Source organism: Comamonas sp. GB3 AK4-5 (assembly GCF_041320665.1).
In the GTDB taxonomy this organism is placed as follows: Bacteria; Pseudomonadota; Gammaproteobacteria; order Burkholderiales; family Burkholderiaceae_C; genus Comamonas.
Window position 1 is genome coordinate 4,314,566 of record NZ_CP166730.1, and the last position, 15,261, is coordinate 4,329,826.

Annotated in this window: 9 protein-coding genes; 1 reads left to right on the forward strand and 8 read right to left on the reverse strand. The window is 64.3% G+C overall.

Going from position 1 to position 15,261, the window contains the following annotated elements:
* Positions 1 to 23 precede the first annotated feature (23 nt).
* From ACA027_RS19275 to ACA027_RS19305, 7 genes are all read right to left on the reverse strand, one after another.
* The gene (locus ACA027_RS19275) at positions 24 to 2,216 is read right to left on the reverse strand and encodes a TonB-dependent receptor (RefSeq protein WP_370679800.1); all 2,193 of its coding nucleotides are present in this window, start codon (positions 2,214 to 2,216) and stop codon (positions 24 to 26) included.
* A 202-nt stretch (positions 2,217 to 2,418) separates the two neighbouring features.
* Positions 2,419 to 3,399, reverse strand: coding sequence for a siderophore ABC transporter substrate-binding protein (locus ACA027_RS19280; RefSeq protein ID WP_370679801.1), 981 nt, complete (start codon positions 3,397 to 3,399; stop codon positions 2,419 to 2,421).
* Complete coding sequence (locus ACA027_RS19285; protein ID WP_370679802.1) at positions 3,383 to 4,171, reverse strand: ABC transporter ATP-binding protein; 789 nt, start codon at positions 4,169 to 4,171, stop codon at positions 3,383 to 3,385. The genes ACA027_RS19280 and ACA027_RS19285 overlap by 17 nt, the downstream gene beginning before the upstream one ends.
* 153 nt (positions 4,172 to 4,324) lie before the next feature.
* Positions 4,325 to 5,272: an iron chelate uptake ABC transporter family permease subunit gene (locus ACA027_RS19290; RefSeq protein ID WP_370679803.1), complete on the reverse strand. Its 948-nt coding sequence runs from the start codon at positions 5,270 to 5,272 to the stop codon at positions 4,325 to 4,327.
* The gene (locus ACA027_RS19295) at positions 5,272 to 6,210 is read right to left on the reverse strand and encodes an ABC transporter permease (protein WP_370679804.1); all 939 of its coding nucleotides are present in this window, start codon (positions 6,208 to 6,210) and stop codon (positions 5,272 to 5,274) included. Before ACA027_RS19295 ends, ACA027_RS19290 begins: the two co-directional genes overlap by 1 nt.
* The gene (locus ACA027_RS19300; protein ID WP_370679805.1) at positions 6,210 to 7,976 is read right to left on the reverse strand and encodes an ABC transporter ATP-binding protein; all 1,767 of its coding nucleotides are present in this window, start codon (positions 7,974 to 7,976) and stop codon (positions 6,210 to 6,212) included. Before ACA027_RS19300 ends, ACA027_RS19295 begins: the two co-directional genes overlap by 1 nt.
* Positions 7,970 to 9,760: an ABC transporter ATP-binding protein gene (locus ACA027_RS19305; RefSeq protein ID WP_370679806.1), complete on the reverse strand. Its 1,791-nt coding sequence runs from the start codon at positions 9,758 to 9,760 to the stop codon at positions 7,970 to 7,972. Before ACA027_RS19305 ends, ACA027_RS19300 begins: the two co-directional genes overlap by 7 nt.
* Before the next feature lie 232 nt (positions 9,761 to 9,992).
* Here ACA027_RS19305 and ACA027_RS19310 point away from each other — a divergent pair, with 232 nt between their 5' ends.
* Positions 9,993 to 10,631: a TetR/AcrR family transcriptional regulator gene (locus tag ACA027_RS19310; protein WP_370679807.1), complete on the forward strand. Its 639-nt coding sequence runs from the start codon at positions 9,993 to 9,995 to the stop codon at positions 10,629 to 10,631.
* Between the two features lie 238 nt (positions 10,632 to 10,869).
* Here ACA027_RS19310 and ACA027_RS19315 read toward each other — a convergent pair whose 3' ends face one another.
* Positions 10,870 to 15,159, reverse strand: a complete 4,290-nt coding sequence (locus tag ACA027_RS19315) for a retention module-containing protein (RefSeq protein WP_370679808.1) — start codon at positions 15,157 to 15,159, stop codon at positions 10,870 to 10,872.
* Positions 15,160 to 15,261: the final 102 nt, after the last annotated feature.

Here is a 15,261-nt window from a genome sequence, read left to right on the forward strand (position 1 = left end):
GTGGCACTGCCGAAGACCAGCGCTTAAAAGTCCACCGATGCCGACAGCGCCAATGTGCGCGGTGCGCCCAGCGCCAGGCTGGACAGCAGGGGCTGGCCCCAATAGGCCTTGTTGGTGACGTTCAGCAGCGTGGCCCGCAGCAGCACGGGCTTGCCGGCAACGCGGGTGGCATAGCGCGCGCCCAGGTCATAGGTGGTGCGTCCCGAGGCCCACAGGCCGTTGTCTGCGCTGATGTACTGCTTGGAGACTGCCGTGGCATTGGCGTTCAGCGTCAACCCCGGCACGGCCGGCATGTCCCACTCCGCGCCCAGCTTTCCCTGTAGTTTGGGCACACCCGTGGCCATCTTGCCCTGGGCCCCTGCCACCGTGGTCTTGGTGACCTTGGGCTGCACATAGGCCACGCCCCCCATCAGCCGCACGCCGCGCAGGGGCGAGCCAAAAAAGCCCCATTCCACCCCGCGGTTGCGCTGCTCGCCACCAAAAGAAAAGAGATTGCTCACCGGGTCGGTATAGCTGCTGGGGCGTGTGATCTCGTACAAGCTGAAGGTGTGGGCAAACTCCCCCAGGTCCAGCTTCATGCCCAGTTCTTTTTGCTTGGTCTTGTAGGGGGGAAAGACATCGTTGGCATTGGCTGCCGTCAACGGTGCCCTGGCACCCTGGCTCAGGCCTTCGATGTAATTGGCATACAGCGACATTTTCTCTGTGGCCTTGACCAGCAGTGCCACGGCTGGCGTGGTGGCGCTCTCGTTGTAGCGGGGAGCGCGCACGCCGTTCATGGCGTTGAGCGAATCGCTGACCACCTGCTGGTAGCGCACCCCCAGCGTCAGCTGCACCCTGTCTTGCGCAAACGACAGCGTGTCTGCCAGGCCATAGCTGGTCAGACGCACCTCGGTTTCGGAGATATGCGGACCCACGAATGCCGGTGCGGGTCCCCACTGGGGATGGTAGATGTTGGTGGTCCAGTCCGCACCGGGCACGGTGCGGCGGCCGTAGTCGTTTTGCTTGTGCGCGTAATGCGTGGCGTTCAGCGCCCACTGGTGCTTGACGCTGCCGGTGTAGAGCCTGCCCTTGAGACCCACCTCACCGGATTGTTTTTTGACGTTGAAGGCCAACTGCCCCATCTTGGTCTCGAAGTCACCTGCGGCATTGAGCACCTGCGACGACATGGCGCCGTTGTACTGGTAGTCCGACTCGCTGAAGCCGAAAGCCGCATAGGCGCTCACGCTGTCGCTGATATCGAACTCGCCGCGCAGCACGGCGGCCTTGTCCTTGGTCTCGGCATAGGACCAGTCGGGGTTGAGCAAGGTATCGGGCCTGGGTGGCTTGGGCACGCCCACACCGGGCGCCAGGCCTATGCCCCGGGTCACACCGTTGACACGGTCGTCGCTGCTGTAAAGGTCAGCCGAGATGCGCACGCGATCACCACGCCAGTCCAGGCCCAGCGCTGCCAGCTGTGCCTTTTTCTGCTGCGCACCCACGGCGCCATCACCATCGCGGTACACACCGTTGAAGCGTATGCCGAACTGCCGCGCCTCACCAAAACGCCGGCCCAGGTCCAGATGGGTGCCGAACTGGGCATCCGACATATAGGTGGCCGTGATGCGGGTCAGCGGATCCTTTCCGGCGCGCTTGGGCACCAGGTTCACCGTGCCGCCTACCGAGCCTCCGGGCGGCATGCCATTGAGCAGGGCCGACGGGCCTTTGAGCACCTCGATGCGCTCGAACATCTCGGGCGTGGTCCGGTAATACGGCGCCATGCCAAACAGGCCACCGAAAGTCATATCGCTGGCACCGGAGGCAAAGCCCCGAATCGCATAGTTCTCGCTCCAGGCACCGGAGGCGCCGTTGCTGAACACCGTGGGGTCGGTAGCGGCAATCACATCGGTGATGCTCTGGGCCTGGCGGTCTTCAATGAATTGCTCCGTATAGCCCACGGTGTTGAACGGGGTCTCCATGAAGTCCTTGTCCCCCAGCAGACCGACGCGGCCACCCGAGGTGACCTGGCCGCCTGCATAGGCCGAGGTTGGCCCTGCGGCCTGCTCTTTCACCGTGACCTGGGGCAGGGCAGCGGCGCTGCCTTCTTCGGCCCAGGCCTGCGGCTGCGTGGCCAGGCCCAGCAGCAAGGCCATGGGAATGAACGCGCTGCGCTTGCGTGCAAACGGTGGATGCAGCGGTGCGAAGCGGGCGCTGCGAGAGGATGAATAACGGTGGGCCATGCCAGGTTCCTTTGGAGTCAGGGGCGAATAACGCGGGGTCGCGGCCGCAGCACGGCATGCCTTGGGGCATGCGCGCAGCGCTCCACGAACACCCCGTCGAATAAAAGCTTTTGGCTAGGCTGTAGACCTGGCTACCAAGCGAGAAATACCGGGTGTTGTGGTTGAGGGATCAGAAAGGAGATCGGCGAAAAGTTCAGGGCCGTCAGCCCTGGTAGCCCTTGATGACGTCGTCTATCAACAGCCTGAGTGCGGTGGGACTGGCACCGGTGGTGTACCAGGCGTCCGCATCGACGAAGACCACGCGGCCGTTCTTCCAGGCATTGGTCTGGCGCAGCAACGGGTTGGCCAGGCTGTCGGCATTCATCACGGGGCGGCGCTCCATGACGGCGGTGCGGTCCACCACATACAGAATATCGGGATTGGCCTGCTGTATGAATTCGCTGGAGATGGGCTGACCATGCAAGCTGGCTTCCACTGCGGAGCTGGCCGGCTGCACGCCCAGATCGCTGAAGACAAAGCCGTAGCGGGACTGCACACCGAAGGCGCTGAAGGCGCCGTTGTTGTGCAGCACGATCAAGGCCTTTTCCGGGCGCCCCGCGGTCACGCTTTTCGCCTGCTGTATCTGGGCCTCCAGCGCTGCCACCTTCTCACGGGCCAGCGCATCCTTGTCGAAGATGCGGCCCAGGGTCAGCAAATGCGCCTTGACCACATCGATGTGGCGACGCTGGCTGTTTTTGAAGTCCACATCAAAGTGCAGCGTGGGCGCGATCTCTGTCAACTCCTGGTAGTGATTGGCCTGCAGCGGCGTGATCAGAATCAGGTCGGGGCGCAGGGCATGCACGCGCTCCAGATTGGGTTGGACGATGGCCCCCAGGTCCTGCACGGCAGCGTCGCTGCGGTACTTCGACAAGAAATGGGGCACATAGTCCTTGACCATGCCCGCCACCGGAATGCCGAGCTGGTCCAGAAAGTCCACCTCATTCATCTCCAGCGCCGCCACCCGCTGCGGGCACTGGGCGATCACCGTGGTGCCCAGCTGGTGCTGCACGGTAATGGGTGCCGCGGCCGGCGCGGCCTCGGCCTGGCTGCCACGGTCTGCCGACTGCGGGCCGCAGGCCGCCAAGGTGGCTGCTGCAGCCACGCCCACGGCGGCCCGCAGCCATGCTCTACGCTGTAGTGTCATATGCGCTTTCTGGAGGAATGAAATAGTTGCAGAAACAGCCACGGGCGTGGCGCGTGATCTCGAAGTCCACCCCGTACAGCGCACGCATGTGCGCCTCGGTCACCACCTCCCGGGCCGGGCCGCTGAAGCACAGAGCTCCACCCTTCAAGGCCACGATGTGGTCGGCGTAATTGGCGGCAAAGTTGATGTCGTGAATCACCAGAATCACGGTGCGTCCCTGCTCGTCACACAGACGGCGCAGGGCCTGCATGATTTGCGCGGCGTGTTTGATGTCGAGGTTGTTCAGGGGCTCGTCCAGCAGCAGCACATCGGTCTGCTGGGCCATGGTCATGGCCAGAAACGCCATCTGGCGCTGGCCCCCGCTGATCTCGTCGATAGAGGCTTGGCGCAGCGGCGCAAGCGATAGAAAGGCAATGGCCTCGTCCACCGCACGCTGGTCCTGCGCCGTCATGGCGCCACGGCTGTGCGGAAAGCGGCCGAAAGCCACCAGTTCTTCCACCGTCAGCCGCATATTCAAACCAGGCGACTGGCGCAAGGTGGCCACATGGCGGGCGTATTCGGCCGGCCGCATGCCTGCCACGCTGCGCCCCTCCAGCAAGACCTCGCCGGCATCGGGCGTCTGCAGCCTTGCCATCAGCATCAGCAAGGTGGACTTTCCAGCCCCATTGGGGCCTATCAGGGCACTCACCTTCCGGGCGGGAAAAGCAGTGCTGATACCGGCCAGCACGGTTTTCTTGCCGTAGTTTTTCTGAAGTTTTCTCACAGAAATCATGTCAGTTCCCCAAGGATCTGGCGCAGCCCACAGCGCATAAAACTGGCGCAGACCAGGCCGGGGCACCACGCAAGGGCCGCCCCGAAGCAACGGTGCCGTTCCCCTCTGGCGAAGCCAGAGAGGGGGAAGATGCGAAGCGGCTCAGGGGGCGCTTCATTGCAGCCCTCTACGACGCACCATCAGCGCCAGAAAGTACACGCCGCACACCAGATTGACGATGATGCTGACGCTGGTCTTGTAGTTGAAAACATGTTCCACCAGCAGCTGGGCCGCGAGGAAGATGGCAATGGCCAGACCACAGCCCAGAGGCAAGGTGGTGCGGTGCCGCGCGCTGGGGGACAGCGCATAGGCGATGTTGGCCACGAAGATGCTCATAAAGGCCGTCGGCCCGATCAGGCTGGTGGACACGGCCACCAGCAGCGCAATACCGGCCAGGCAACGCCGCAGATACCAGGCATGGTCCACGCCCAGCGAGATGGACTGCTCCCGCCCCAATGCCAGCACATCCAGCACCGGCAAGCTCTTGCGCGCCAGCAGGCCCACGCACAGCAAGGCCGCAACGGCATACAGCAGCGTCTCGGGCCGGGCGCGGTTGAACGAGGCATAGCTCATGCCCTGGAACACCGCGAACTCGCCGGGGCTGATGCGCAGCTGCACAAACTGCGTGAAGCTGCCAATCACCATGGTCAACACCAGGCCGAGCAGGAGCAGCACATACACATCCCGCCCAGCGCGTTGCAGCAGCCAGCGCTGCAACGCCCAGGAGTAGCCCAGCATCAGGCCGCAGGACACCAGAAAATTGCCCGATCCCCCCAGCATGGCCATGCCGTGCGCTCCCATGAGCAGCAGCAACAAGGCCTGCCACAGCAGATAGACCGCCTCGTAGCCCATGACGGCCGGCGTCAGAATGCGGTTGCCCACCAGGGTCTGGAATGCAATGGAAGCACAGGCCACGCAGATGCCCCCCACCACAATGGCGGCCAGGCGCAGCAGGCGCTTGGGGATGACGTAGTCGAAATCCAGCCCCGCGCCGGCGAGCACAAAAATGGCGGCCAACAAGGCCACCACCAGCCAGATGATCCATGGCGTCTTGGCGCGCATCACCGTTGCCCCTTCAGGATCAGCAGCAGGAACAGCACACCGCCCAGGCCACCCGCCATCAGGCCTATGGGTACTTCAAACGGGTAGATCAACAAGCGCCCGGCGATATCGCACACCAGCAGCAGCGAGGCGCCGCCCAGGGCCACCAGGGGCAGGGTGCGGCGCAGATGATCGCCACGGCGCATGGCCACCCATTGCGGTACCACCAGGCCCACAAAGGGAATGGCACCCACGGCGATGACCGAGACCGAGACGGTGAGCGCCACCAGCAGCAGCCCGATGGCGGCCGTGGCGGCATAGCCCAGGCCCAGGCTGGCGGCCATGTCCTCGCCCATGCCCAGCATGGTGAAGCGGTGGGCATAGACATAGGCCAGCAGCACGGCCGGCACGATGAGGTAGAGGATTTCGTAATGCCCCTGGACCACGCGGGAAAAATCCCCCATCAACCAGCCCTGCATGCTTTGCAGAATGTTGTGGCGGTAGGCATAGAACTCGGCCAGGGCGCTGAGCACGCTGCCATACATCAGGCCGATCACGGGCACCAGCACCGTGTTGCGAAACTGGATGCGCCGGATGACGGCGATATAGACCAGGCTGGCCAGCAGGCAAAACAGCAGCGCCGACAGCATGCGCCCCCAGGTACCTGCACCGGGCAGCAGCACCATGGACACCAGAATGCCCAGCTTGGCAGCATCCAGCCCGCCCGTGGTGCCGGGCTCCACAAACTTGTTGCGCACAATGTGCTGCAGGATCACGCCACACACGGCCAGGCCGGCTCCGGTCAGCACCAGGGCGACCAGGCGCGGCAGGCGGCTGGCCGTCAGCGTCAGCCAGGCATCGCTGGACAGTGAGAAAAGCCCCGCCCAATGCAACTGGCTGGCACCCACCATCAGCGAAGCCGCGCACAACAGCGCAAAAAAACCCAACAGCCGGGGCATCAATGGCTCGCTTCGCTGGCCGCCGACGCCATGCGCCAGCCCTTGGCCATCTGACGCTGGGCCAGGAAATGGGCGTAGCGGCCCTGGCTGGCCAGCAAGGCCGCAGGCGCGCCCTGCTCCACCACCTGACCGCCTTCCAGCACCACGATCTGGTCGGCCATGGCCACGGTAGAGAGCTGGTGGGCAATCACCAGCATGGTGCGCTGGCCGCGCAGCCGCGCCAGGGTCTGGGCAATGATGGCCTGGTTGCCGGCATCCAGCGCGGCCGTGGCCTCGTCCACCAGCAAGATGGGAGCATCCTTGATCAGCGCACGGGCAATGGCAATGCGCTGGCGCTCTCCACCGGACAGCCGTGCCCCGCCCTCGCCCACCTGGGTCTCCAGGCCTTGCGGCAGACGCTCAATGAGTTCGGTGACACCGGCCTGCTCTGCAGCCTGCAGCAGCTCTTGCTCACTGGCCGCGGGCTTGCCCACGCGGATGTTGTCAGCCACGCTGCCGGCAAACAAATAGCTGTCCTGGAAGATCTGGCTGATCTGCCCTGCCAGCTGCGCCTCGGACATCTGGCGCAGGTCCACCCCGCCTATGCTGATCTGCCCCTGGCTCACATCGAAGAAACGTGCGATCAGGCGGGCCAAGGTGCTCTTGCCCGATCCCGATGCGCCAATCAGTGCCGTCATGCTGCTGGGTGCCAGCTGCAGATTCACGCCGCGCAAGACATCGGGAGCCTGCGGCGCATAGCGGAAATGCACGTCGCGCAGCGTGATCGCTGCATTCTGTGGCGCCTGGGGCACAGACGCCTGCGGCAAAGGCTTTGCCTCCAGAATCTCACGCACTGCCTCCAGCTGGCCGCCGGCGCTGCGCAGCACCTCGCCGTAGCTGGCCACTTCCAGCAGCGGATCGATAAAACGCACCACCAGCAGCAAGACCACGGTGAGCACCACCGCATCGCCGGCCACCACACTACCCACTCCAGCACTTGCCAGCCCCCACAAGGCGGCCGCCAGCAAGGCCACCAACACGGCTTGCACAGCCCAGGTGTTGAGCACCACCGACAGCGCAGACAGCAGCATCAGCCGCAGCGCAGACTGGTGCTGCCGTGCCACGGCCTGCTCCAGAAAGCGGGTGCCGCCACCCTCGCCCTGGAAGGCCCGCAGCACCGATTGCGCCTGGGCAAACTCCACCATGCGCTGGCTGGTCTGGGCAAAGTGCTGCTGAAAGACGCGGTCGGCATAGGCGGCCAGGCGCGCCGTGCACCACAGCACCGCTGCCAGCAGAGGCAAGGCCGCCAGGGCCAGCCAACCCACCGGGTGGTACAACACCAGCAAGGCCAGGGCCAGCACCAGCGGCGTCACCACCCCACTGATGACCGGGGTGAACACATGGGCCGGCAGCTGGGCCACGGCCATCATGCCCTGGGTGACCACATGGCCCATGCGCGCCGTGTTCTGCGGCGTGAACCAGCCCACGGGCAGGCGCGCCACATGCTCGCCCACACAGTGGCGACCGTTGCGCAGCACCGCCACGCCCACACGCACACCGGCCTGCTCCACCTGGCTGCGCCAGGCCCAGCAGAGCAACACGCCCGCCAGCAACGCGGCCAACCAGGACCAGGCCTGCTGCGGCTCGCCGGCCAGCAGCAGCTGGCACAAGGGCACCAGCGCCACCATGGTCAGGCCACACAGCAGGCCATAGCCCACCGCCAGCCACAGATAGCGGCGCAGGGCGCGCACATCCTCGCCCAGCAGGTGAACAAATGTGCTCAGCATGGCTGCACCTCCGCGCCGTCACCGCGCGCATCACGCCCTTCATAGCCGCCCTGCGCCCACAGCTGGGCATAACGCCCTTGCAAGGCCAGCAGTTCAGCGTGGCGGCCTTGCTCGATCACACCGCCTTGCTCCAGCACCAGAATGCGGTCGGCATGCATGATGGTGTCCAGCCTATGGGCAATCACCAGCACGGTGCGCCCCCGGGCAAAGCGCGACAGCGCGTTTTGAATGGCCACCTCGTTCTCGACGTCCGCCGCCGCCGTGGCTTCGTCCAAGACCAGCACCGGTGGGTCCAGCAGCACGGCACGGGCAATGCTCACGCGCTGCAACTCGCCACCGGAGAGCTGGGCGCCCTCACCCACCACGGTGTCATAGCCTTGCGGCAGGGCCAGAATGCGCTCGTGGATGTTGGCCACACGCGCGGCCTGCTCAATCTCTTGCTGGCTGGCGTCCGGCCGGCCCAGCGCGATGTTGTCGCGCACGCTGGCGTGCAGCAGGCGCACGTCCTGCAGCACAAAACCGATATGGCGGTAGAGCACGGAAGCCTCCATATCGCGCAGGTCCACCCCCCCCAGGGTGATGCGCCCTTGCTGCGGATCGAAAAAGCGCAGCAGCAGCCGCGCCAGCGTGGACTTGCCCGAGCCCGAGGCTCCCACCACGGCCGTCACCGTGCCTTGCGGCAGCGTGCAGTGGATATCGGTCAGCACCGGCTGCTCCGCCGTATAGCCATAGCCCACATGCTCGAAAGCAATGGCGTGACCTTGGGGCTGCTGCGGCTGAGTTGGAGCTGCCAGCACCGGGGTGTCCAGCAAGTCGCCCACCCGCTGCGCGGCAGCGACAGCCCCCTGCAGGTCATGCAGCAAGGTGTGCAACAACAAAACAGGCGCGCAGATGCCGGGTGCCACCAGGGCAAAAGGCAGCAGCGCCACCGGCGTCATCCAACCCAGGGCCACAAAGCACGCGCCACCACCCAGCACCACGCCCAACACCGTGATGGGGGCAATCAGCGCATGGGCATGGGCCATGGAGGCCACCAGGGGACGGGCAAAGCCGGAAAAGGCCTGGGCAAAGGCGTCGACGGCCGCGCGGTATCCACCATGGGCCTGGCCGTTGCCGCCAAAGGCCTTGACCACGGGTATGCCGTGGACGAACTCCACGGTGGCGCTGTTGATGCGCGCAAACTGCTTGGCAAATACCGGCATGTGGACGCTGCTGGCCGCCATGGCTTTCTTCAGAAACAGAAAAAAACCGGGGAATGGCAGCAGGGCCACGATGGCCAATCGCCAATCCAGGGCGAACAGATAGACCACGGCAATGGCGATGGCGCCCACGGCACGGCCCACGGCCGTATAGAAATGGGCCGTGAGGCTGTGCAGGGTGGCAATGTCGTCCTGCATGGCACGCTGCACATCGCCCGAGGCCTGGCTGGTGAACCAGCCCAGTGGCACCTGAGCCAGGCGGCGGGCTGCAGCCACACGCAGGCCATGGGTGAGGCGGTTGTCTGCCAGGTGTGCCAGCAGCTCCCCCGCCAGCAACAGCAACATGCCCACGGCCAGGCTGGCCGCACACAGGCCCAGCACCTGCCAGACGCCATCGATGGGCGCCGTCTGCGCCCATGCGCGCTGAGCCAGGTGCGCAATCCCCGCCAGCGGGACCAGGGACAGCATGGTGCCGACAGCGGCCAGCACGGCAGCCAGGCTCAGCTGCCCACGTATGGGAGACAGGATGCGACGGATAGGCCCCGGCTGGGGCGGTGCGGCGGTGGCCGCGTCAGCAGCAGACATGAGAAAAAGATGTCCAGAAAGTCCAAGGCAGGCATTGCGCAAGCAGCTCCTTCTCCAGGAGCACATCGCATGCGCTGCGGCGCTGGGCAGCGCCCGCAACGCAAAACGAAATGCCAATGCGAATTAGTTTAATGATACTAAACTAATTAAATGCGACGCAAGAATGCAGCGCGCAAACACCTGCTGCTGCCATGACAATGGCCGCCAACAGCAGAGCACTGCGGAGAACAAGATGCCCCCCACCAAACCCTCTTCCCCACGCGGGCGCCCCCCCTCCATCACGCGCGCCCGCATTGCCGATGCAGGCATTGCCATCGGCCTGCCCCAGGTGACTTTCGTGGGCGTGGCCACGGCCCTGGGCGTCAGCCACATGGCGCTGTACAAGCATGTCTCGGGTCTGGCCGCGCTCAAGCACCTGATTGCCGAAGAGATCTTCCAGCGCTGGGAACTGCCACGCGCCCCCGAGGCCGAGCAAGGCACGCTGCAGGACTACATGCAGGTCTTCATCGCCTCGGTCCAGGCCTTCGTTAAGGCCCACCCGGGGGTGACGCCCTATGTGATACGCCGCGTGGTGGCCACACCGGCCATGCTGGACAAGATCGACGCCCACCAAAGCCATATTGCCCAGGCCTATGGCATGCAAAAGGAACAGGCGCGCTGGTTGCTGGCCACGGTGACCTTCAACTGCATTGCGGCGGCCGACACGGTGTATGCCGCCGTGGACCGCGGCCCCGAGACCGATGCCAGCCGCGAGATGGAAGAAGGCGAGCTGGAGGCCGAGTTTGCACAAGGCATGCAGGCCCTGGTGGCAGGAGCGCTGGCCATGCTGGAGCTGCCCGGCAGCCAGAAGACCCAGCGCCGCACAAGGTGACCAGCGCGATGCGGCCTCTGGATTGATGCACCCAAGAGCGGCCTACCTGGCCAACGCCTTGTGCTGCACTCTCGCAGCAGCACAAGGCGCGCAATAAAAAAAAGAGCTGCCTCAGTGCATGGCACCTGGTTTTCCTAGTGTTTCATGACGGAAAACCAAGTTGCATATGCACAGGCAGCTCTTGTTTTTTATAGCCTGCTCACTTCTTGCGCAGCGGAGACAGGCCTGGATACCGGGGTCACTGGTCCACGTGCAACTTGCCCTGGCTGATCAGCTCCTGCAGCAGCTTGGCCTGGTTGCTGGTGTCCAGCTGCAGGCCTTCCAGCACGATCTTCTGGTCTGCTCCGCTGACGCCATCGGCACCCAAATGACCGTTGCTGGAGATGTTCAGCACCGTGCTGACCCGGCCATTCACCGTCTCGATGCTGGCACCCAGATAGCTGCTCAGGTTGGAGGCGTTCTCGCCTTGCAGCAGATCACTGAGGTCCAGCACATCGTGGCCGTTGCCGAAATCCTTCACCACATCCACGGCCGGGGTGTTGACCGTGCCCTGGTCGCCGTGTTGCCAGACAAAGCGATCGTCACCGCCCCCTCCAAGCAAGGTGTCGTGGCCTGCCCCTCCAAGCAGCATGTCATGCCCGTCAGAGCCCAGCAGGGTATCGGCTGCATCCGTGCCGGCCAGCACATTGACGGTGTCATCACCCGTCGCAGTGGACGATGCATGCTGCCCATCGCTGGACTCGGCATGCACCGTCAGTGTGAAGTGGCTGTCTTGCACCTGGCTGATGGAGAGGTTGGCACTCACCGTGTGTCCATCTGCAGACAGCTCACCCGCAATGGTGATCTTGCCGTCCGCACCCACAGGAACATCGACGCCGTGGTAGCTGACCTTGGCCCCCACAGGAATGCCCTCCAGCACCAGTTGGGCGTGGAGCTTTCCATCGCTGCCAGCCACCACAGGCAGGGTGGCGGTGATGGCCACGTCATACACGGTGTCGTGGGTAACGGTGTCCGGCACATTCACTACTTTTTCCAGCGTAGTCAGGTTGCTATGGCCCGCCACCAGCAGCTCGCCGCCGGCAATCACGCCCTCCACCCGGTTGCCGCCGTTCACCACCTTGGCTCCCAAGCTGGTCATGATGCTGACGCTTTCCAACACGTTGGCGTTGCTGTTGCCATTGTTGCTGGTGGGCTTGTTGAGCACCGCACCCTGGGCTGCATCGCCAATCAGCACCACATAGTCAGGGGCCGTGCTGCCCAGCTTGCCGCTGTTGCCGGTGAAGTTGTTGAAGTCACGCCAGTTGCCCTTGTCGCCATCCGGCGTGTTTCCATTGCCAGCCCAGAAGCCGCTTTGGCTGTGCAGCAGAAACAGGTCGGTACTGCCCGCATGGTCCTTGCTGGCGTTGGCATTGGACTGGCCATTGGTTTCATAGCCATAGCGGATCAGGTTGACGCCAAACTGGGCCGCCGAGAAGCTGCCGTCCTTGTAGACCTGAATGCCGTTGGCAAAGTCGTTGATGGCCGTGTGGCCATCAGGGCCCTTGGTGGTTTGTGTTCCCCACACGTGGACATTGAAGCCAATCGCCACCACGTTGCCGGCCGCATCCAGATTGAAACCGTTGCCGCTGGGGTCCGTGGCACCGCCATTCACGGCCATGGTGCCCGCCAGCGGATCCTTGGGTGTGCTGACCGCGGTGTCCACGGTGCGGGACGAGACCTCCAGATGCACCTCGGGCACATGCGTCGTAGGGTCGGTGCCACCACCGTCTCCACCACCCGTATCCACTGCAGCCACATGGATCAACAGATCATCATGCGCAGAGTCTTGGCCGTAATGGTTGGTGGCCGAGACTTCGGCGTGCAGATTCAGATCTGGGCTCCCCAGCGGCACCTGCAGCTTGATCTGTACATCCGCCATGCTCAAGCCGGAGCCGTTGTACAGCGTCAACACACCACCGCTCACGCGGTAGTCGCTGCCCTCAACCAAGGCGTGGCCCTGGTATTGGACGGACACCACTGCGGCATTGCCCAGGCCACTGACTGTGACATCAGACATGTGATCGCTGGGATCACCAGGCATACCCAGCACGGCATCCAGTTGCAGCGTCACCAGGTCATGCCCTGTGACCGGCGTTTGGTGGTCAAAGCCCGGCATGCCGTTGTCCACGGTCTGACCATCACCGAACAAGATACCTGCAAAGCGGTCCAGTGTCAGCGACAAGGTGTCAGGCGACGCCTTGTCCTTGATCGTGCCCTTCCAGACGCCCCCCACATAAACCAGACCGGAAAGGTCATAGTCGGCCAGCGCCTTGGGCAGCACCAAAATGTCCAGAGGCTTTTGGTGCACCTGGTCCCAGGTACCGGTCACATTGGTGGTGCCCAGCACCGTGGTGTGGTTGTAACCCACCTTGTCAATGATCACGGCATGGGGCTGTGTACCTGTACCCATGTCTGAGGTCACGGCCGTCACCTCGACCTTGTCCATGCCAACCACCGCAACACCACCGTTACCCACGGAGATGGAGCTTCCATCCTTGGTGTAGATGGTTTCACCCGGAATGCGCACTTGCTCCACATCCGTCTGCTTCAACGAGATGGTGACGGAGGGTGGCGGGCCCGAAGGGTCCACCGGCGTCGTCGGTGTCGTGGGGTCGGTCGGATCCACCGGCGTTGTCGGTGTCGTGGGATCGGTTGGATCTACCGGCGTCGTCGGTGTCGTGGGATCGGTCGGATCTACCGGCGTTGTCGGCGTCGTGGGATCGGTCGGATCCACTGGAGTCGTCGGTGTCGTGGGATCAGTTGGATCTACCGGCGTTGTCGGCGTCGTAGGGTCGGTCGGGTCCACCGGCGTTGTCGGTGTCGTGGGATCGGTTGGATCTACCGGCGTCGTTGGCGTCGTGGGGTCGGTCGGATCCACCGGCGTCGTTGGTGTGGTGGGATCGGTTGGATCTACCGGGGTCGTCGGTGTCGTAGGGTCGGTCGGATCTACCGGCGTCGTTGGCGTGGTCGGATCCGTCGGATCTACCGGTGTTGTCGGCGTCGTAGGATCAGTCGGATCTACCGGTGTTGTCGGCGTCGTGGGATCGGTCGGATCTACCGGTGTTGTCGGCGTCGTGGGGTCGGTCGGGTCCACCGGCGTCGTTGGTGTCGTGGGATCTGTTGGATCCACCGGCGTCGTTGGTGTCGTGGGATCTGTCGGATCCACCGGGGTCGTCGGTGTCGTGGGATCGGTTGGATCTACCGGCGTCGTTGGCGTGGTCGGATCCGTCGGATCTACCGGTGTTGTCGGCGTCGTAGGATCAGTCGGATCTACCGGTGTTGTCGGCGTCGTGGGATCGGTCGGATCCACCGGGGTCGTCGGTGTCGTGGGATCGGTTGGATCCACCGGCGTCGTTGGCGTGGTGGGATCGGTCGGATCTACCGGGGTCGTCGGGGTCGTGGGGTCGGTCGGGTCCACCGGGGTCGTTGGTGTCGTGGGATCGGTTGGATCTACCGGGGTCGTTGGTGTCGTGGGATCGATTGGATCCACCGGTGTTGTCGGTGTCGTGGGGTCGGTCGGATCCACCGGCGTCGTCGGCGTAGAGGGATCCGTCGGATCTACCGGTGTTGTCGGCGTGGTGGGATCCGTGGGGTCCACCGGCGTCGTCGGGGTCGTGGGGTCAGTCGGATCCACTGGCGTCGTCGGTGTCGTGGGATCCGTGGGGTCCACCGGCGTCGTTGGCGTGGTCGGATCCGTCGGATCTACCGGTGTTGTCGGCGTCGTGGGATCGGTTGGATCCACCGGTGTTGTCGGTGTCGTGGGGTCGGTCGGATCCACCGGCGTCGTCGGCGTGGTGGGATCGGTCGGATCTACCGGCGTTGTCGGCGTGGTGGGATCGGTCGGATCCACCGGAGTCGTCGGTGTCGTGGGATCGGTTGGATCTACCGGCGTTGTCGGCGTCGTGGGGTCGGTCGGATCTACCGGTGTTGTCGGGGTCGTGGGGTCAGTCGGATCCACCGGCGTCGTCGGTGTGGTCGGATCCGTCGGAACTCCAGGCGCTGCGGCCATTGCAGCGCTTGCATCCCCGCTGTTGCGGTCTTCCGCCACTCCGGTAGCGCCACGCGGGTAGGCCAGATTCAGCGGTGCAGTGCTTTCCAGCACCTGGGACAAACGCACAAAAGTACTGCCACCACCACCGCCGCCAGACAAGGTGGCCGCAGCGGGCTCCAGGACATCCAACGGATCCTGACCCGCGTTGATGGCGGCGATCAGTTGATCCACCATGGGATCCACTGCAGCAGGTGCGGCGGCCTCGCTGGCGGGAATATCGTCAAACAGCTCCGGGGCCAGTGCCACATTCTGGCTTTCGCCCAGCGTCAGCGGTGGCTGGCCATCGGCCTGCAGTTGCACGGTGCTGCCGGAAGCGGTCACCACCTGGGCATCTGCAGCAATGCGCATGCCTTCGCGCAGCGCGGTCAAGTTGCCATCGGCATCCCGCACCCAGGCTTGCCCGGTTAATTGCGTGACGAGAACGGTGGTCGTGGCCATTGGGCGTATTCCTTTTGCTGATTTCAGTGAGAAAAGTTAAGGCCCTAGGGCCACCCTTTCCATTGCTGACAGCATAGTAGGAACACACCTACATCCTCGCCA